The organism is Ferrovibrio sp. (genome assembly GCF_035304305.1).
Lineage (GTDB): Bacteria > Pseudomonadota > Alphaproteobacteria > Ferrovibrionales > Ferrovibrionaceae > Ferrovibrio.
Genome location: NZ_DATGQG010000165.1, coordinates 1 through 18,004 on the forward strand (window position 1 = coordinate 1; position 18,004 = coordinate 18,004).

The following is an 18,004-nucleotide window of genomic DNA, read 5'->3' on the forward strand; positions in this document are numbered from 1 at the left end:
ACGCGCGCCGACTTGCGGTAGGGCTTGTTCCACTCGTAGCCGTTCTCGTGCATCGAATAGAGGATGCGGCGATGCACCGGCTTCAGGCCGTCGCGCACATCGGGCAGCGCGCGCGACACGATCACGCTCATGGCGTAACCGAGGTAGGAACGCTGCATCTCCTCTTCGATGGAGATCGGCTGGATGTCGTGCGGAAGCTTGGGCTGATCGGTCACGAAATAGGAGTCCGGAAATGGCTTTGGCGGGCGGTTTCGGGCCACCCGAACCGGCCCGTTCTGGCAATGGAATCAGGCCCGGAAAACTACCATGCCGGGGCCTCTCGCAGCAATGCCGGGAGGCCCGTTTCGGACCCCAAAATCAGGGGTCAAAAATGCCTGTTTTCAGCCAGTTCCACTGCTCCTCTCCGCAGGCCGGAATGAGCGGGCTTCCCCAGGGTTTATCGGCGGCGCGATAGAGGCGGCCATCGAGGCGTCTGGCGACCCCGCCCGCCTCCGTGACCAGCAGGCAGCCGGCGGCATGATCCCAGGGCATGGCGCGGTTGTAGACCGCGTAATGGATATGGCCTTCCAGCATGGCCAGGTATTCCTGACCGGCGCAGCGGAGGATCAGAATGCCCGCCGTCCTGTCGGCGCGATGGGCGATGCGGGCGGCAAAATCGCGGTCGCCGTAGCGGATATTGGGCGCCCCGGAGAGATGGGCCAGCGAGGCCGGCTTCGGCATCACCAGCGGGCGCTGCGTGCCGTCCGCCTCGCGCATGACCGCGCCCTGGCCCTTCTGCGCCATGGCGGTGATGTTGCGGACCGGATCATGGATCCAGGCCGCCACCGCATCGCCGTCATGCACCAGAGCAACCATGACCGCAAACAGCGCGTTGCCGACGGCGAAATTGGCCGTGCCGTCGACCGGATCGATCAGCCAGGTGCTGCCCGGCCGACGCAGGGCCTCCATGATCCCCTCGTCCCCGCTGGTAGCCTCCTCGCCCACCACCGACGAGCCCGCGATCAGGTCGCGCAGGCGCGGCGTCAGATAGGCCTCGGCCTCCTGGTCTGCGATGGTGACGAGATCATGGGGCCCGGCCTTGAGGCTGACATCGGCGCGGTCCAGCTGGCGGAACCGCGGCAGAATGGTCTTCTGCGCCGTCTCCTCAATGAGCCGGCGCACAGCGTCCATGTCGATTGCGGGAATGCTCACGCGCGTGTCCTGTCCTGACGTTTCAGCCATTTGCCGGCTTCGGCCTGCGAGAGGGCGACCAGCAACTTCAGATGACCGTCTTCCTCATGCATGTCCAGCACCTCGCCATGGCGGTGCAGCCAGGCGATGGCGGCGCCGTCACCGGGATCCACGGTGACGCTCATCTCCACCCGATCGCGGTCCAGCAGGGCGTCGATCCGCTCCAGCAGCCGGTCGCAGCCGAAGCCGGTCAGCGCCGAAATCACCACCGCATTGGGGTGCCGCCGGGCCTGATTTTCGAGGACCGACCGGGCCTCAGGGGAAAGCTGATCGGCCTTGTTCCAGGCCTCCATGATGTGGTGCCCGGTCTCCTCGCTGACATCCAGCGACGCCAGAACGTCACGGACGTCTGCCGCCTGAGCCTCGCTGTCCGGGTGCGAGACGTCGCGGACATGCAGGACCAGATCGGCGGCGATCACTTCTTCCAGGGTCGCGCGGAAGGCGGCAACCAGATGGGTCGGCAGGTCCGAAATGAATCCCACGGTGTCGCTCAGGATGATCTGCCGCCCGGAAGGCAGCTTCACTTCCCGCATGGTGGGGTCGAGCGTTGCGAAGAGCAGATCCTTGGCGAAAACCTCGGACGCCGTCAGCCGGTTGAACAGGGTTGACTTGCCCGCGTTGGTGTAGCCGACCAGCGCCACGACGGGATACGGCACCTTCTGCCGCGCCCTGCGATGCAGCTGGCGGGTATTCACCACCTGCTCCAGCTCGGCCTTGATCCGGGCGATGCGCTCGCCGATCAAACGGCGGTCGATTTCCAGCTGGCTTTCACCGGGACCGCCGAGGAAACCGAAACCGCCGCGCTGGCGCTCCAGGTGGGTCCACGACCGCACCAGGCGCGAGCGCTGGTAATTCAGATGCGCCAGTTCGACCTGCAGGCGGCCTTCCCTGGTGCGGGCGCGGGCGCCGAAGATCTCGAGGATCAGCCCGGTGCGGTCGATTACCTTGGTCTTCAGCGCACGCTCCAGGTTGCGCTGCTGCACCGGCGTGACGGCCGCATCGACGACGACCACATCGACCGGGTTTCCGGCGATGTAAGCCGCCAGCTCCTCGACCTTGCCCGGGCCGATCAGCGTGGCCGGCCGCCAGCTGGAGACCGTAACCAGCTCGGCATGGACGACCTCGAGGTTGATGGCGCGCGCCAGCCCGACCGCCTCTTCGAGGCGGGCTTCAGGCCGGCGGCGCTGGTCGGCTCCCGCCGATTTCTGCGCGGATTTGAGCGTAGGATGAATGACGAGCGCGCGCTGGACGCGCCCGTCCGTTTCAGTATCGACTTCAGACATTCACAGACTCATCGGTGCCGATACTGCAACACGGAACGGCACCGGTCGGGTAACCAGGATCAGCCCTCGGCAGCCTGGCTGGCCTGACCACCGCCCTGGGCGGCCGGGTCGAACAGCTGGATCGGGCCCGACGGCATGACGGTCGAGATCGCGTGCTTGTAGACCAGCTGCATGTGACCATCCCGGCGCAGCAGGACCGAGAAATTGTCGAACCAGCTGATGATGCCCTGCAGCTTTACGCCGTTGACGAGGAAGACAGTGACCGGGGTCTTGGTCTTGCGGATGTGATTGAGGAAGACGTCCTGGACGTTTTGAGGCTTTTCGGCGGCCATTGTTGTAGACCTTTCTTTTCTTCTCTTATGTTCTTGTTTTCTTTGTTATTCGGACGTTGCCGAGGTGCTGGGGCGGCGGCCGCTGCCCCTCGCTTCGCCTGATTAAACTATAAAAGCCCGAACGTGGCAAAAGAATGGCGGTAAATTTACCGCGCCTGGGCCTCCGGCGGCGCCAGGAACGGCGCTTCCCATTCCGGCCGGCCCGCACCGTGCCCGGTCATGTAAGCCTCATACAGCGCCCGCAGTTTGCCCGCCAGCAGGCCCGGCCCGCCATTGCCGATCGGCTTGCCGTCCAGCGAAACGATCGGCATGACGAAGGAGGTCGTCGAGGTGACAAAGGCCTCGCGCGCGTCCAGCGCCTCGGCCACGGTGAAGGCGCGTTCCTCGATCCGCAGCCCCTCGCGGCGCGCCAGCTCCAGCACGGCGCTGCGGGTGATGCCGCCGAGGATCGCCCTGCTCAGCCCCCGGGTCACCAGCACATTGTCCCTGGTCACGATCCAGGCATTCGACGAACTGCCCTCGGTGACCTTGCCGTCGCGGTCAACCAGCCAGGCCTCGTAGGCCCCCGCCTCCTTCGCCGCCTGCTTGGCCAGCGCCGCCGACAGCAGGCCGACCGACTTGATGTCGCAGCGGCCCCAGCGGATATCTGGCCGGGTGATCGCGGCGACGCCCTTCGCGGCATTGGCCGCGGCCTTGCCCATATCAACCGCGCGCGCGATGGCCACCACGGTGGGCGCGGTGTCGGCGGGGAAGGCAAATTCGCGTCTGGCGGCGCCTCGGGTGACCTGCAGATAGACCAGTCCGTTACGGACCCGGTTGCGGCGGATCGTCTCCTGCAGCACGACCAGCAGAGCGGCGCGGGTCATCGGCATCCCGATGCGCAGCTCGGCCAGACTGCGCTCCAGCCGCTGCAGATGGCCGCTGCTATCCACCAGGCGCCCCTGGTTGACGGCGATCACCTCATAAACGCCGTCGGCGAACTGGAAGCCGCGATCCTCCACATGCACCGCCGCTTTGGCGTAAGGGACATAACGGCCATTGACATAGGCTACCCGGGACATTGTTGGCTTTCCTCGGCGGCGTTGATCAGAAGAATTCCAGGCGGACGGCGAACAGCTTCTCGACCTTCTTCACCGCATCCGTGCGGGCGAAGAGGATGACGCGGTCGCCGGCCTCGATCTCGGTTTCGGCGCGGGCGATCATGACGTCGCCGCCACGGATGACGGCACCGATCATCATGCCCGAAGGCAGGTCGAGGTCGCGGAGCGGCTGGCCGACCAGCGCGCTGGTCTCCACCGCCTCGGCCTCGATCACCTCGGCGGCACCATCGCGCAGCGAATAGACGCCACGGATGCGGCCGCGCCGCACATGCTGGAGGATCGAGGACACCGTGGTGGAACGCGGATTGACCACCACATCGACGCCGAGCGAGCCGATCAGGTTCTCGTAGGCCGGATTGTTCACCAGCGTGATGGCACGCTGGCAGCCGGCACGCTTGGCCAGCAGCGAGGTCAGGATATTGACCTCGTCGTCATTCGTCAGGGCGAGGATCGCCTCCGAGGCGCCGACCTTCGCCTCGCTCAGGATGTCCATGTCGAGCGTGTCGCCGTTCAGCACGACGCCGCTGCGGATCTGCCCGGCGACATATTCGGCGCGTTCCTTGTTCGCCTCGATGATCTTGAGAATCACCGAGGACTGCGCCGCCTCGATCTCCTTGGCCAGAAACAGCCCGATATTGCCGCCGCCGGCGATCACCACGCGACGGGCCTCGCGCTCCTCATGGCCGAACAGGCGCATGCCGCGCTGGACGTGGTCGGTCAGCGCGACGAAATAGATCTCGTCGCCCGCCTCGAGATGGTCGTCCGCGCCGGGAACGGTCAGGTTGCCGTCGCGCACGATGCCGCAGACATTGACACTGAGATCGGGAAACAGCTCGGTCAGCTGGCGCAGCGGCGTGTTCAGCACCGGACATTCATCGGCGAGCCGCACCCCGATCAGCCTCAACCGGTCGGCGGCGAAGGGAATCATCTCGAAGGCGCCTGGCGTCAGGATGCGGCGATGGATGGCGCGCGCCACCTCGATCTCCGGCGAAATGATGTAGTCGATCGAGATATGCTTCTCGTTGAACAGGTCCGACCATTCAGGCTTCAGGTAGCTCTGGGCGCGGATGCGGGCGATCTTGGTCGGTACGTTGAACAGCGCATGCGCCACCTCGCAGGCCACCATGTTCACTTCGTCGGCGAAGGTGACGGCGATCAGCATGTCGGTATCCGCGGCGCCGGCCCGTTCCAGCACGTCGGGATGCGAGGCATGGCCGACGATGCCGCGCAGATCGTAGCTCTCGGCCGCCTTCTGGGCGCGCTCGGGTGAGACATCGATCATCGTGATCTCGTTTCCCTCGGCCGCCAGTTGGCGGGCGATGGTGGTTCCAACCAGACCGGCGCCGCAGACGATGACCTTCATGGCGCGCCTCTCCCTGGTTTACGCTAGGCCGAGCGGTCGAGGTTCAGGACACCGAGCGCCTTCAGCTTGCGGTGGAGGGCCGAGCGTTCCATGCCGATGAAGCTGGCGGTACGCGAGACGTTGCCGCCGAAGCGGGTGATCTGTGCCAGCAGGTATTCGCGCTCGAACATCTCGCGCGCATCGCGCAGCGGCAGCGCCATCACCTCCGTCGTGGTCTCCGGCCTCAGGGCGATCGGCGGGGTGGCGCCGAGATCCGCCGGCAGCATGTCGGCGTGAATGGCACCCTTCTGGTCGGCCGGCAGCATGATCAGCAGCCGCGCGATGGCGTTGCGCAGTTCACGCACGTTGCCCGGCCATTCCGCCGACTGCAGCGCCAGCAGCGCATCTTCCGCCAGTTCGCGCGGCGGCACGCCCTGACGCTGCGCCTCGACCTGCACGAAATGTTTCGCCAGCAGTGGCACGTCCTCGCGGCGGTCGCGCAGCGCCGGCACCTTCAGCGGCACGACATTGAGGCGGTGGAACAGATCCTGCCGGAACAGCCCCTGCCCGACCCGGGCGGTAAGATCATGCACGGTGCCGGACACGATGCGTACGTCGACCTGCACCCGCGTGCGACCGCCGAGGCGCTCGAAGCTCTGCTCGGTCAGCACCCGCAGCAGCTTGGCCTGGGTCTCCGGCGGCATCTCCGCCACCTCGTCGAGGAACAGCGTGCCGCCATGGGCCGCCTCGAGCACGCCGATCTTGTGGTGTGTCTGGCCGTTCAGCGCCTCTTCGATGCCGAACAGTTCCTGCTCCAGACGCTCGGGCGACATGGCGGCGACGTTGAAGGAAATGAAAGGTCCGCCGACGCGGCGCGACCGCTGGTGCAGCAGCCGCGCGACCAGTTCCTTGCCGACGCCGGCCGGGCCGGAGATCAGTACGCGGCTGTTGGTCGGCGCCACCCGCTCGATCGCCTGCCGCAGGCCGACGATGGCGCTGGACTGTCCGATCAGGTCGACGACCGCACCGGAGCGCTGGCGCAGTTCCTCGTTCTCGCGGCGCAGGCGCGCCTGCTCCAGGGCGCGTTCGACCACCAGCAGCAGCCGGTCGCTCTTGAAAGGCTTCTCGATATAGTCGTAGGCGCCGCGCTTGATCGCTGCCACGGCGGTTTCGATATTGCCGTGACCGGAGATCATGATCACCGGCACATTGGCATGATCCCGCATGATGCGATCCAGGATCTCCAGACCGTCCAGCTTGCTGCCCTGCAGCCAGATATCGAGGATCACCGCATTGGGGCGACGGGAGCCGATTTCGCGCAGCGCGCCGTCGGAATCGGCCGCCATGCGGGTCTCATAGCCCTCATCCTGCAGAATCCCGGCGATGAGATTGCGGATATCGGCTTCGTCATCGACGATGAGAATATCACGCGCCATGACTGCCTGAACCTAACTTGCGCACGGATAGAACCTGGTGATCTTCGCGGCTTGAATGGGGCGAGCGGTTGCCGGTGTCTGCCGTCGCATCGACCTGGGCGACTTCCGCCGGAGCGGACGGCAACCGGATGCGCGCCAAACTACCACTTTCCCTTCCGGGATCAACTCCCGGGGCGTCGGTGAGCTCGATGGTTCCGCCGTGTTCCTCGATGATTTTCTTCACAATGGCGAGGCCGAGTCCCGTGCCTTTTGTGCGCGTCGTCACATACGGCTCGAACAGCCGGTCGCGGTTCTCCACCGGCAGGCCGCGGCCGTTGTCGAGAACCGTGATTTCCGCGCCGCCCTCGGTTTCGGTCAGCGACACTGCGATCCGGCCCTGCGGCAGCGTCTCGCCCTCCTCCCGCTGGCGGCCGTCGATGGCATCGATGGCGTTCTGCAGGATGTTGGTCATCACCTGGGCGATCTGGCGCGCGTCGCAGCTGATCCGCAGCGGCTCCGCCGGCAGCTGGCTCTCGAAGCGGATATCCTGCCGGGCCACCTGCTGCAGGAAGATGGCCTGACGCACCAGCTGTCCCAGATCCTCCTCACGGTAAACCGGACGCGGCATACGCGCGAAGGCGGAGAACTCGTCCACCATGCGGCCGATATCGCCGACCTGCCGGATGATGGTGTCGGTGCACTCGGCGAAGATCTCCGGATCGGTGCTGACTTCCTTCAGGTATTTGCGCTTCAGCCGCTCGGCCGACAGCTGGATCGGCGTCAGCGGGTTGCGGATCTCGTGGGCGATGCGACGGGCGATATCGGCCCAGGCGGCGTTGCGCTGTGCGGCGACGAGCTCGCTGACATCGTCGAAGGTGACAACATAGCCGAGCAGCTCGTTGCCGGTCACCTCGCGCGCGATGCGCACCAGCAGGGTGCGCACGCTGCCGCCCCGCTGCATGGTGACCTGCCCGCGTTCGACCGCTTCCGAGGTGCCGCCGCTGAGACGGTTGAACAGCCCGGCCATTTCCGGCGCCACCTCCACGAAGGGCTGGCCGACCACCTCGTCGAAGTCCCGCTGCAGCATGGCAAGGGCGGACGGATTGGGCAGCGTGACACGTCCATGCGGATCGACACCGATCACGCCGGCGCTCACGCCGGCCAGCACCGTCTCGGTGAAGCGCCGGCGCTCGTCCAGCTGGCGGTTCGCCGAGATCAGCTCGGCCTGCTGCGCGGCGAGCTGTCCGGTCATGCGGTTGAAGGTGCGGCCCAGGGTCGCGATCTCGTCGTCGTCGGCGCGTTCGGAAACCCGGGCCGTCAGGTCGCCCTCACGGATCCGGTCTGCCGCCGACACCACCTCGCCGATCGGCGCGACCAGCCGGTTGGCGATCAGCAGCGCGAACCAGATCGCCGCCAGCAGCAGCAGCAGCGAGATCAGGATGAACAGGATGGCGAAGTTGATCTCCAGCGCCGAGCGCGCCTGCTCCAGCCGGTTATACTGCGCGACCGCCAGCCGGGTGCGTTCCATCTCGCCAAGCACCTGGGCGTCGATGAAGCGGCCGACATAGAGATAGGCGCCGAGATAGGCGTCGAGGCGCACCAGGGCGCGCACACGGTCGTCGGTTTCCGCGGTGATAATCACCACCTGACCGGCATTGGCATCCTCTATGGCACGGGTCGGGATGCGGTCGAATTCCATCAGAAGGCTGAGCTCGTTGCGCGCCAGGATCTCGCCGGTTGAGGTGAAAACCATCGCCTCGCCCAGGCCGCGCAGTCGCGCCAGCTGCCGCACCGCCTGCTGCAGCGCGAAGGGATTGCGTGCCAGCCGCGGCGCCTCGCGGTTGAGATCCACCGCCATGGCGAGCACGTCGGCGCGGATCGTCTTGCGGTGTTCCTGGATATAGGCTTCCGAAATCGCTACCGAGGCCTTCACCGCCGCATTGACGCGCTCGCTGAACCAGGTCTGCAGGCCGAGGTTGAAGAACAGCACCGCGAAGATGGTCATGAGGATGGTCGGCAGCGCCGTGGCGGCGGCGAACATCATCACCATGCGGGCATGGAGCCGCGAGCCGGCCAGGCCGCGGCGGCGCTGCATCCACAGCACGACCAGACGCCGCGCCACCAGGCTGGTCAGGCTGAGCAGGATGATCAGATCCGTCACCAGCAGGATCTGAACCTCGCGCGGCGTGAGGTCCCGGTTGGCGCCCGGCGTCATCGCCAGATAGGTCAGAGCCCCGGCGATCAGCGCGGCAATCGCGAGCGAGATTTCGAGATGGCGGATCAGGTTCTTGCGCCTGAACCAGTCAGCCACGCGCCGCAGCGCGCGCAGAATGCGGGCTCCGCCCATCGGCAGCGTGCTGTCGGTCATGATTCGAGTCTGATACGCCCGGCCATCAGCCGATCATAGCCCAGACGGCCCGCCGGGACACCCGTCCGGGAGGCCCGCCAGCCGGGGCCCGAGCCTACTTCAGGCCTCGGATGACCTGGATGTTATGGTCGCGGATTTTCTTGCGCAGGGTATTCCGGTTCAGCCCCAGCATATGGGCGGCCTTGATCTGGTTGCCCCTGGTGGCCGCGAGGCTCAGGGAAATCAGGGGAATCTCCAGCTCCCGCAGCATGCGGTCGTAGAAGCCGGGCGCCGGAAGTTCCTGGCCCGCGGCGAAATACTTGCTCAGGTGCCGCTCGATGGCGCCGGTCAGGGTCTCCTCCTCGCTCGGCTCGGCGGCCCGGGGCGGCTGGGGCGGCTCGGCCAGTTCGTTGTCGATGACCTCGACTCCGATCACGTCGTCGGCGTAGAGCGCCGCCAGCCGGCGGACCAGGTTTTCCAGTTCGCGGACATTGCCCGGCCAGCGGTAGCGGCGGATGCGATCCATGGCCTCCGGCGTGATCGACTTGGCGGGCAATCCCTGGGCGGCGGCCTGGTTGAGGAAATGCCGCACGAGATCCGGAATGTCTTCGCTGCGCTCGCGCAGCGGCGGCAGGCGCAGCGGCACGACATTGAGGCGGTAGAACAGATCCTCGCGGAACAGGCCCTGGTTCACCGCCTGGCGCAGGTCGCGGTTGGTGGCGGCGACAATGCGGACATCGGTACGGATCGGCGTGCGGCCGCCCACGGTGGTATACTCGCCCTGCTGCAGCACGCGCAGCAGGCGGGTCTGGGCCTCGATCGGCATGTCGCCGATTTCGTCCAGGAACAGCGTGCCGCCTTCTGCCTGTTCGAAACGGCCGGCATAGCGGTTTGCCGCCCCGGTGAAGGCGCCCTTCTCGTGGCCGAACAGTTCCGACTCGATCAGCTCGCGCGGGATCGCGGCCATGTTGATGGCCACGAAGGGCCCGTTGCGGCGCTTGCCGTAATCATGCAGCGCCCGGGCGACCAGCTCCTTGCCGGTACCCGACTCGCCGTAGATCAGCACGGTCAGGTCGGTGCCCATCAGGCGCGCCATCACGCGGTAGATTTCCTGCATGGCGGGAGAACGGCCAATCAGCGGCAACTTCTCCTCGTCGGCCTGCGCCGCCGCGTCCTCGGACAGCGCGACCTTGGGCTGGGTCATGGCGCGTTCCACGACGCGCAGCAGCTCCTTCAGGTCGAAGGGCTTGGGCAGGTAGTCGTAGGCGCCGCGCTCGGTCGCCTTCACCGCGGTCAGCAGCGTCTTCTGCGCGCTCATGACGATGATCGGCAGGTCCGGTCGGACCCGCTTGATGCGCGGCAGAAGGTCGAGGCCGTTTTCGTCGGGCATCACCACGTCGGTGATGACCAGTTCGCCCTCGCCTTCCGAGGCCCAGCGCCAAAGGGTTGCGGCATTGCCGGTCGACCTGACCTGGTAGCCGACCCTCCCCAGTGCCTGATCCAGCACGGTACGGATCGAGCGGTCGTCGTCGGCAACGAGGATGGTACCCTTCTGGGTCATTCGAACTCTCCGGAATCGTCCGCTGTCGGGTTGTGGACCGGCAGACGGGCACTGAACACTGTCCGGCGCGGGCGGCTGTCGCATTCGATCACGCCGCCGTGGTCGCCGATGATCTTGGCAACCAATGCAAGTCCGAGGCCAGTGCCACTGGTTTTGGTGGTCACGAAAGGATCGAAGAGATACGGGCGAATATCCTCGGGCACACCGGGACCGTTATCCTGGACCGAGACTTCGAGTGGCAAATGGAGTCGCTGGCGCGATCCCCCCACTGCCAGCCGCACGCCGTGACGATAGGCCGTGGTCAGCGTGATCTCGCCCGCAGGGTCGTCGCCGATGGCTTCTGCCGCATTTTTGACCAGATTGAGGAAAACCTGGACAAGCTGGTCGCGGTTGCCGAACACCGGCGGCAGCGACGGGTCATAGCGTTCGCTGAAGCGGAGATGCTTGGCGAAGCCGGCCTGGGCAACTTTCCGGACATGCTCCAGCACCTGGTGGATGTTCACCGGCCCCCGCTCGATCGGCCGCTTGTCGGAGAAAACCTCCATGCCGTCGACCAGGGCGCAGATGCGATCCGTCTCGTCGCAGATCAGGCGGGTCAGCTCGCGGTCTGCCGCGCTGGCATTCAGTTCCAGCAGTTGCGCCGCCCCTCGGATGCCGCTGAGCGGGTTCTTCACCTCATGGGCAAGCACGGCCGCCATGCCCGTGACCGAGCGCGCCGCGCCGCGATAGGTCAGCGCGCGGTCGATCTTTGCCGCCATGCTGCGTTCATCGAAGCGGATCACCGCGAGGTCGGGCGCTTCCGGAACCGGAGAGATCTGCACGTCGACCAGACGCTCGCCCAGACGCGGCGTGCCGAGATCGACGTCGTATTCAGACACGCTGTAGCGCTCGCGGAACACCTGGCTGGCGAGTTGCAGGACCGGAGAGCCGAACGGCACGACATCGCGCAGGTTCTGCCGGCACAGCACGGCCGCGCCGGACTGGAAGAACTGCTCCGCGGCAGGATTGGCGTAGGTGATTCCGCCCTGCCGGTCGATCACCATGATCGGGGTGGGTAAAGCGCCAAGCACCTGCGTGGCGTCCAGATTGGGCGCATCGAAGCTCTGCTCCGCATGCACCGCCATCAGGCAGCCAACCTGTCGATCTGCGGCGCGTAGAAGTCACGCACCGCCTGCCGCACCTGCTCCGGCTCGTCGAGCTGCATGATGCGGGTGCGGAATTCGGCCGAGCCGGGCAGCCCCTTGGAATACCAGGCGACATGCTTGCGCGCGATCTTCAGCCCGGTCTGTACGCCGTAATGCGCCAGCATGGCATCGTAGTGTTCGAGCACCGTGGCCTGCTGTTCGGCCAGCGACGGATCGGGCAGACGCATGCCCGTCCTGAGGAAGGCGATCACCTGGCGCAGGAACCATGGCCGGCCATAGGCGCCGCGGCCGACCATCACGCCATCGGCACCGGACTGCTCCAGCGCCTCCTTCGCATCTTCCAGCGTGTTGATGTCGCCGTTGATGATCACCGGGATCTTCACGGCGTCCTTCACCTTGCGCACGAAGGCCCAGTCGGCGCGACCGTTATACATCTGACAGCGCGTGCGGCCGTGCACCGTGAGCATGCGGATGCCCTCGCCTTCGGCGATCCGCGCCAGCTCCGGCGCATTGCGGCTGCTGTCGTCCCAGCCGGTGCGCATCTTCAGCGTCACCGGCAGCTTCACGGCTTTCACCGTGGCGGTCAGCAGGGTCCTGGCATGATCCAGATCGCGCATCAGCGCCGAGCCGGCATGGCCGTTGACCACCTTCTTCACCGGGCAGCCCATGTTGATGTCGATGATTGCGGCACCGCGGTCTTCATTCAGCTTCGCCGCCTCGGCCATCACATGGCCTTCGCAGCCCGCCAGCTGCACGGACATCGGAAATTCTTCCGGCGTGTTCTCGGCCATCTTGAGCGACTGGCGCGAGGCACGCACCATCGCTTCTGACGCGATCATCTCCGAAACGACGAGACCGGCCCCGTGCCGCTTCACAAGGCGGCGGAACGGCAGGTCCGTCACGCCTGACATCGGAGCCAGGATGACCGGATCTTCAATGGAGACGGGCCCGACGTTTATGCTCATTTTTTGTACAATTCAGCGGAATGCTCGTTTGTTGTTCACTTTAATCGGTTTCCTGCTGCGGTGCAACAATCAATCCGCTTACGACAAAACAGACCTTTGCCAGCTTTTCGCCGCTCGGATAGGGTGCGCGCCATGACGAACGCGGCGCTGATCGTTGCGGCCGGCCGCGGATCCCGCGCCGGCGGCGCGGTACCAAAGCAATATCAAAAACTTGGCGGCAAACCGCTGCTGCGTTACAGCCTCGAAACCTGCCTTGATCACCCTCAAGCCGGGCTGGTCGCCGTCGTGATCCACCCCGAGGCCCGGGCAGCGTATCAAGCGGCCATCGCGGGGCTGGAGTCGCATCCGAAGCTGCTGCCCCCCATCCCGGGCGGCCCGACCCGGCAGGAGTCCGTCCGCCTCGGCCTGGAAGCCCTGACCGATGCCGCACCGACGCATGTCCTGATCCATGATGCCGCGCGCCCCTTCCTGCAACAGGACCGGATCGACGCCCTTCTCACAGCCTTGGCGGATGCGCCAGGCGCTATCCTTGCCATTCCGGTGGTCGATACCCTGAAGCAGGAACGCGAAGGCCGGTTGCTGGCCGGCCCGGACCGCCAGCAGCTCTGGCGGGCGCAGACTCCGCAGGCCTTCCGCTTTGCCGATATTCTGGCCGCCCACCGCCAGGCTGCCGGACTGGAACTGACCGACGATGCCGCCGTGGCGGAACGGGCCGGCCTCGAGGTACGGGTGGTTCAGGGCAGCGAGGAGAATTTCAAGGTGACCGGTCCCGAGGATTTCCGGCGCGCGGAACAGCACCTGCTGCTGGCGCTTTCCGATATCCGTACCGGGCAGGGTTTCGATGTGCATGCCTTCAGCGACGAACCGGGCCGCAGGCTGATGCTGGGCGGCATCGTGATCCCGCATGACCGCGGACTGGCCGGCCATTCCGACGCCGATGTCGCCCTGCACGCGCTGACCGACGCGATCCTCGGCGCCCTGGGCGAAGGCGATATCGGCCAGCATTTCCCGCCGTCCGATACGCGCTGGAAGAACGCCGATTCCGCCGCCTTCCTGCAGCATGCCGTCTCGCTGGTGACCGGACGCGGCGGCATCATCGCCCATGGCGATGTCACCATCGTCTGCGAGGCGCCGAAGATCGGCCCGCATCGCGAGGCCATGCGGACGCGCATCGCGGAGATCGCCGGAATGGATGTCGCGCGCATCAGCGTGAAGGCGACCACGACGGAGAAGCTCGGCTTCACCGGGCGGCGCGAAGGCATCGCAGCCATGGCGCTCGCCACGATCCGGCTGCCGGCCTGATCATGAGCCGCATCAATCTCTCCCGCCCCCGGCCCCGCGATTTCAGCTTCATCTTCTGCACCTGGTTCGGACTGGGGCGGCTGCCCTATGTGCCGGGCACCTGGGGCTCGCTCGGCGCGCTGCCTTTCGCCTGGGCCATGCAGGTCTGGGGCGGGCCATGGCTGCTCGCCGCCGCCGCCGTCGCAATCACACTGGTCGCCCTCATCGCGATCAACCATTTCCTGGTCCACTGGCCGGGCGACGATCCGGCTGAAGTGGTGGTCGATGAGGTCGGCGGCCAGTGGCTGACGCTGGTTTTCGTGCCGCCCGACCTGCTGCTCTATCTGATCGGCTTCGTCGTCTTCCGATTCTTCGACATGACCAAGATCTGGCCGGCCTCCTGGGCCGACCGCACCCTGGACGGCGCGCCGGGCGTGCTGATCGACGATGTCTTCGCCGGCATCTATGGCATGCTGACGATGCTGGTTCTGCTGCATTTCTGGTGACGATCATGGACGACACATTGCTGCGCCTTGCCGAAGATCTGCTCAACCGCTGCCGCGCCCGCAAAGTCATGCTGGCGACGGCGGAGTCCTGCACCGGTGGACTGATCGCCGCGACCCTGACCGAGATCGCCGGCTCGTCCGACGTGGTCGAGCGGGGCTTCGTCACCTATTCCAACGAGGCGAAGTCGCAGGCGCTCGGCGTGCCGGCCGAGATCATCGCCGGCCATGGCGCGGTTTCCGAACCGGTGGCGCGCGCCATGGCAGAAGGCTGCCTGCGCCGGAGCAACGCCGATATCGCAATCGCCTGCACCGGCATTGCCGGCCCCGGTGGCGGCTCGGCGGAAAAGCCCGTCGGCCTCGTGCATATCGCCGTCGCGGGCCACGGCATGGCAACGATGCACCAGCGCATGACCTATGGCGAGATCGGCCGCGCCGCCGTGCGGGCCGCGACTGTGGAAGATGCGCTCACGCTGGCCGGCGAGATGCTGGCGCAGATGAAGGTGCAGGACGAGGCTTAATCCAGAGGTTAGAGGTCGGCCAGCCGCCGCACCTCGGCCGACGCGGCGATCGTGCCATCGCGCACGAAACGTTCGTGGTTCTGGTCGATGTCGTCCAGCCGGTAAAGGTAATTCACCATCAGGCCGGCCGCCTGCTTGAGGCCGTTGCGCGAGCGGTCGCCCAGCCAGTTGAGGCGATGCACGCTGGCGCCGTTGCTCAGGTGGAAGCGGGCGACGGGATCGCGCGGCCTGCCGTTCTCATCCACGGTCAGCAGGTAGCGCGCGCCGAGCCGCATCAGCACGGGACGCAGCGTATCGGCCAGGGCCCTGTTCTCCACCCAGGCATAGTCTTTCAGCAGGGCCGGAAGCTGGCCCTTCGAAAAGCGCTTGCCGAGCACCTGGCCCAGAGCCTCGCGGGCCTCGGCTGTCACCAGGTCGGGCGTGCCCTTCGCCACCGCCTCGTCCAGCCATTTGCGGAAGCCCGGGATCGGCGACAGGGTCGAGAAGGTCTTCAGGTTCGGCAGGTCGCGGCTGAGATCGTCCACCACCCGCTTGATCAGGAAATTGCCGAAGGAAATGCCGCGCAGGCCCACCTGCGTGTTCGAGATCGAATAGAAGATCGCCGTATCGGCTTCCTTCGCATCCAGCACCGGCACGGACTGGTCGAGCAGCGCCTGCACATTGCCGGCGATGCCCTTCACCAGCGCGACCTCGACGAAGATCAGCGGCTCCAGCGGCATGCGGGGATGGAAGAAGGCATAGCAGCGCCGGTCGGCATCCAGCCGGTTGCGCAGATCGTCCCAGCTCTCGATCGCATGCACCGCCTCGTAGGCGATCAGCTTTTCCAGCAAAGCCGCCGGGCTGTTCCAGGTGATGCGTTTCAGTTCGAGGAAGCCGACGTCGAACCAGGCGACGAAGATGTCTTCCAGATCGGCGTCCAGGATGGCAAGCTCGGGCGCCTCCTTGCGGAAGCGGAGCGCGTCGGCGCGCATGTCGACGAGGAATTTCACGCCCTGGGGCAGGCTGGTGAACTGGGTCAGCAGCCGCTGGCGCGGGGGCGTCAGCGCCTGGCGCAGCCGGCGTTCCGCCATATGCCGGGCGGCCGGATCGGTCGCCGCCTGCACCTCGGCTATCGCCTTGTCCAGCGCGGCGGCATCGGCGGCAAAGCCGGTTGCCAGCACCTGCAGGAAGGTCCGCTTACCCTCGTCGGACAGATCGAGATAGAGCTGGCCCAGCGTGGCGGCGCGGGCGCGCGCCGACACCTCGCCCCCACGGGCCTCTAAGCATTCGTTCAGCAGGCTGCGGAGCCGCTCGACGTCGCGCGGCTCCAGGGTTCCGTCGCGGCTGACCGGCACGCGGTCGCCGCCGGCAATGCCGCGCCACGCCTCCACCAGGCCGCGCAGGCCACGCTCGAGCAGGGTTCGGGAAACCGGGATGCTGGGAAGCGCGACCATGAACCCCTCTTTTCGTTTGGGTCAGACCGTCCCGATGGTAGCACCGGGCGGCAGGCGCAATCCATTCTCGCCGTAAAGCTGGCGGGCGCGTGACTCAAATGCGGCAACCATGCGGCGGACTGCCTCATTGAACAGCAGTTCGACGGTCTTCTGCAGCAGCCGCGACCGGAACTCGAAATCGACGTAGAAATCGATCTCGCAGCCCTCCGGGTGCGGCAGGAACTTCCAGTGATTCCGCAGGTATTTGAACGGACCTTCGGAATATTCCACATCGATCCGCATGGCGGCCGGGTCGAGCGTCACCTTCGAGGTGAAACGCTCGCGGAACATCTTGAAGCCGATGATCAGGTCGGCAACCAGATGGTGTTCACTGCGCTCGCGGATGCGCGCGCCGATGCACCAGGGCAGGAATTTCGGGTAATGCTTGACACCCGCCACCAGCGCGTAAAGCTGCTCGGGCCGGTAGGGCAGGACGCGTTTTTCGGCGTGGGTCGGCACGTCAGCCCGCGGCCGCCGCCGTTCCGGCCAGCTTCTCCTCGCGGGCCGCCCGCAGCCGGGCGAAATCCTCGCCGGCATGATGCGAGGAGCGCGTCAGCGGCGAAGCCGAGACCATCAGGAAGCCCTTAGCCCGGGCGATCGTCGTGTAGGAGGCGAATTCGTCGGGGGTGACGAAGCGCTTCACTTCGGCATGCTTGCGGGTCGGCTGCAGATACTGGCCGATGGTGATGAAATCCACATCGGCGGCCCGCAGATCGTCCATCACCTGCATGATCTCGATCTTCTCCTCACCCAGTCCGACCATCAGGCCGGACTTGGTGAACATTGCCGGGTCAAGCTCCTTCACCTTCGCCAGCAGCTGCAGCGAGGCGAAATAGCGCGCGCCGGGCCGGATCGTCGGATAGAGCCGCGGCACGGTCTCCAGATTATGGTTGAACACGTCCGGGCGGGCAGCCACCACGGCCTCGATGGCGCCGGGCTTGCGGATGAAATCGGGCGTCAGGATCTCGATGGTGGTGCCGGGCGAGGCCTTGCGGATTTCCTCGATGGTGCGCACGAACTGCGAGGCACCACCATCCTCCAGGTCGTCGCGGTCGACAGAGGTGATCACCACGTGATGCAGGCCGAGCTGGCCCACGGCTTCGGCCACATGCTTCGGCTCGTCGGCATCCACCGCCAGCGGCTTGCCGGTGGCGACGTTGCAGAAGGAGCAGGCCCGGGTGCAGATCGCCCCGAGGATCATGAAAGTGGCGTGCTTCTGCTTCCAGCATTCGCCCAAATTCGGGCAGGCCGCTTCCTCGCAGACGGTATGCAGCTTGAGGGAGCGCATCAGGCGGCGCGTCTCGGCCGCCTCCTCCGAGGTCGGCGCCTTGACCCGGATCCAGTCCGGCTTGCGCAGCACGGGCGTATCCGGACGATGCGCCTTTTCCGGATGGCGCAGATGCGCAGGAACGGGATGGATGTTGATGGTCACGACGGAAACCCTCTGGCCGGCCTCACCCCTGAGGTAGCGCCCCTCACCTTACAGGAAAGCCCCGCTTCTGGCACC

General features: G+C 66.2%; 17 protein-coding genes. 3 read left to right on the forward strand and 14 right to left on the reverse strand.

Going from position 1 to position 18,004, the window contains the following annotated elements:
* From VKZ87_RS17945 to dusB, 11 genes are all read right to left on the reverse strand, one after another.
* Positions 1-158, reverse strand: a 158-nt coding sequence (locus VKZ87_RS17945; RefSeq protein WP_324222675.1) for a DNA gyrase subunit A, incomplete at its 3' end; no start/stop codon positions are given.
* 199 nt (positions 159-357) lie between these two features.
* Positions 358-1,191: an inositol monophosphatase family protein gene (locus VKZ87_RS17950; protein WP_324222644.1), complete on the reverse strand. Its 834-nt coding sequence runs from the start codon at positions 1,189-1,191 to the stop codon at positions 358-360.
* The gene (gene hflX / locus VKZ87_RS17955; protein WP_324222645.1) at positions 1,188-2,513 is read right to left on the reverse strand and encodes a GTPase HflX; all 1,326 of its coding nucleotides are present in this window, start codon (positions 2,511-2,513) and stop codon (positions 1,188-1,190) included. Before hflX ends, VKZ87_RS17950 begins: the two co-directional genes overlap by 4 nt.
* Before the next feature lie 59 nt (positions 2,514-2,572).
* A complete protein-coding gene (hfq, locus tag VKZ87_RS17960; RefSeq protein ID WP_324222646.1) occupies positions 2,573-2,845 on the reverse strand; it encodes an RNA chaperone Hfq in 273 nt (90 codons plus the stop codon).
* A 146-nt stretch (positions 2,846-2,991) separates the two neighbouring features.
* Positions 2,992-3,906, reverse strand: a complete 915-nt coding sequence (locus VKZ87_RS17965) for a D-amino-acid transaminase (RefSeq protein ID WP_324222647.1) — start codon at positions 3,904-3,906, stop codon at positions 2,992-2,994.
* Positions 3,907-3,931: 25 nt separating this feature from the next.
* Positions 3,932-5,308 (reverse strand): Trk system potassium transporter TrkA, encoded by a 1,377-nt coding sequence (gene trkA / locus VKZ87_RS17970; RefSeq protein WP_324222648.1) that lies wholly within the window; start codon positions 5,306-5,308, stop codon positions 3,932-3,934.
* 23 nt (positions 5,309-5,331) lie between these two features.
* Entirely contained in the window at positions 5,332-6,723 is a 1,392-nt protein-coding gene (locus VKZ87_RS17975; RefSeq protein ID WP_324222649.1) for a sigma-54 dependent transcriptional regulator, read from the reverse strand.
* Positions 6,713-9,070, reverse strand: a complete 2,358-nt coding sequence (locus VKZ87_RS17980; protein ID WP_324222650.1) for a PAS domain-containing sensor histidine kinase — start codon at positions 9,068-9,070, stop codon at positions 6,713-6,715. The genes VKZ87_RS17975 and VKZ87_RS17980 overlap by 11 nt, the downstream gene beginning before the upstream one ends.
* A gap of 94 nt (positions 9,071-9,164) precedes the next feature.
* Positions 9,165-10,610 (reverse strand): nitrogen regulation protein NR(I), encoded by a 1,446-nt coding sequence (ntrC, locus tag VKZ87_RS17985; protein WP_324222651.1) that lies wholly within the window; start codon positions 10,608-10,610, stop codon positions 9,165-9,167.
* The gene (locus tag VKZ87_RS17990) at positions 10,607-11,734 is read right to left on the reverse strand and encodes a two-component system sensor histidine kinase NtrB (RefSeq protein ID WP_324222652.1); all 1,128 of its coding nucleotides are present in this window, start codon (positions 11,732-11,734) and stop codon (positions 10,607-10,609) included. The genes ntrC and VKZ87_RS17990 overlap by 4 nt, the downstream gene beginning before the upstream one ends.
* Positions 11,734-12,720, reverse strand: coding sequence for a tRNA dihydrouridine synthase DusB (dusB, locus tag VKZ87_RS17995; protein WP_324222653.1), 987 nt, complete (start codon positions 12,718-12,720; stop codon positions 11,734-11,736). The genes VKZ87_RS17990 and dusB overlap by 1 nt, the downstream gene beginning before the upstream one ends.
* 132 nt (positions 12,721-12,852) lie before the next feature.
* Here dusB and VKZ87_RS18000 point away from each other — a divergent pair, with 132 nt between their 5' ends.
* The 3 genes from VKZ87_RS18000 to VKZ87_RS18010 are packed head-to-tail and all read left to right on the forward strand — an operon-like array spanning position 12,853 to position 15,025.
* Positions 12,853-14,022: a bifunctional 2-C-methyl-D-erythritol 4-phosphate cytidylyltransferase/2-C-methyl-D-erythritol 2,4-cyclodiphosphate synthase gene (locus tag VKZ87_RS18000; RefSeq protein WP_324222654.1), complete on the forward strand. Its 1,170-nt coding sequence runs from the start codon at positions 12,853-12,855 to the stop codon at positions 14,020-14,022.
* Positions 14,023-14,024: 2 nt separating this feature from the next.
* Positions 14,025-14,507 carry a phosphatidylglycerophosphatase A gene (locus VKZ87_RS18005; RefSeq protein WP_324222655.1) on the forward strand — a complete coding sequence of 161 codons (483 nt, stop codon included), beginning with the start codon at positions 14,025-14,027 and terminating at the stop codon, positions 14,505-14,507.
* Between the two features lie 5 nt (positions 14,508-14,512).
* Entirely contained in the window at positions 14,513-15,025 is a 513-nt protein-coding gene (locus VKZ87_RS18010; RefSeq protein WP_324222656.1) for a CinA family protein, read from the forward strand.
* Between the two features lie 8 nt (positions 15,026-15,033).
* Here the strand turns inward: VKZ87_RS18010 and VKZ87_RS18015 are convergent, their stop codons facing one another.
* The 3 genes from VKZ87_RS18015 to lipA are packed head-to-tail and all read right to left on the reverse strand — an operon-like array spanning position 15,034 to position 17,929.
* Positions 15,034-16,458, reverse strand: a complete 1,425-nt coding sequence (locus VKZ87_RS18015; RefSeq protein WP_324222657.1) for a malonyl-CoA decarboxylase — start codon at positions 16,456-16,458, stop codon at positions 15,034-15,036.
* A gap of 21 nt (positions 16,459-16,479) precedes the next feature.
* A complete protein-coding gene (locus tag VKZ87_RS18020) occupies positions 16,480-16,956 on the reverse strand; it encodes a type II toxin-antitoxin system RatA family toxin (protein ID WP_324222658.1) in 477 nt (158 codons plus the stop codon).
* Position 16,957: 1 nt separating this feature from the next.
* Positions 16,958-17,929 (reverse strand): lipoyl synthase, encoded by a 972-nt coding sequence (lipA, locus tag VKZ87_RS18025; RefSeq protein ID WP_324222659.1) that lies wholly within the window; start codon positions 17,927-17,929, stop codon positions 16,958-16,960.
* Positions 17,930-18,004 lie beyond the last annotated feature (75 nt).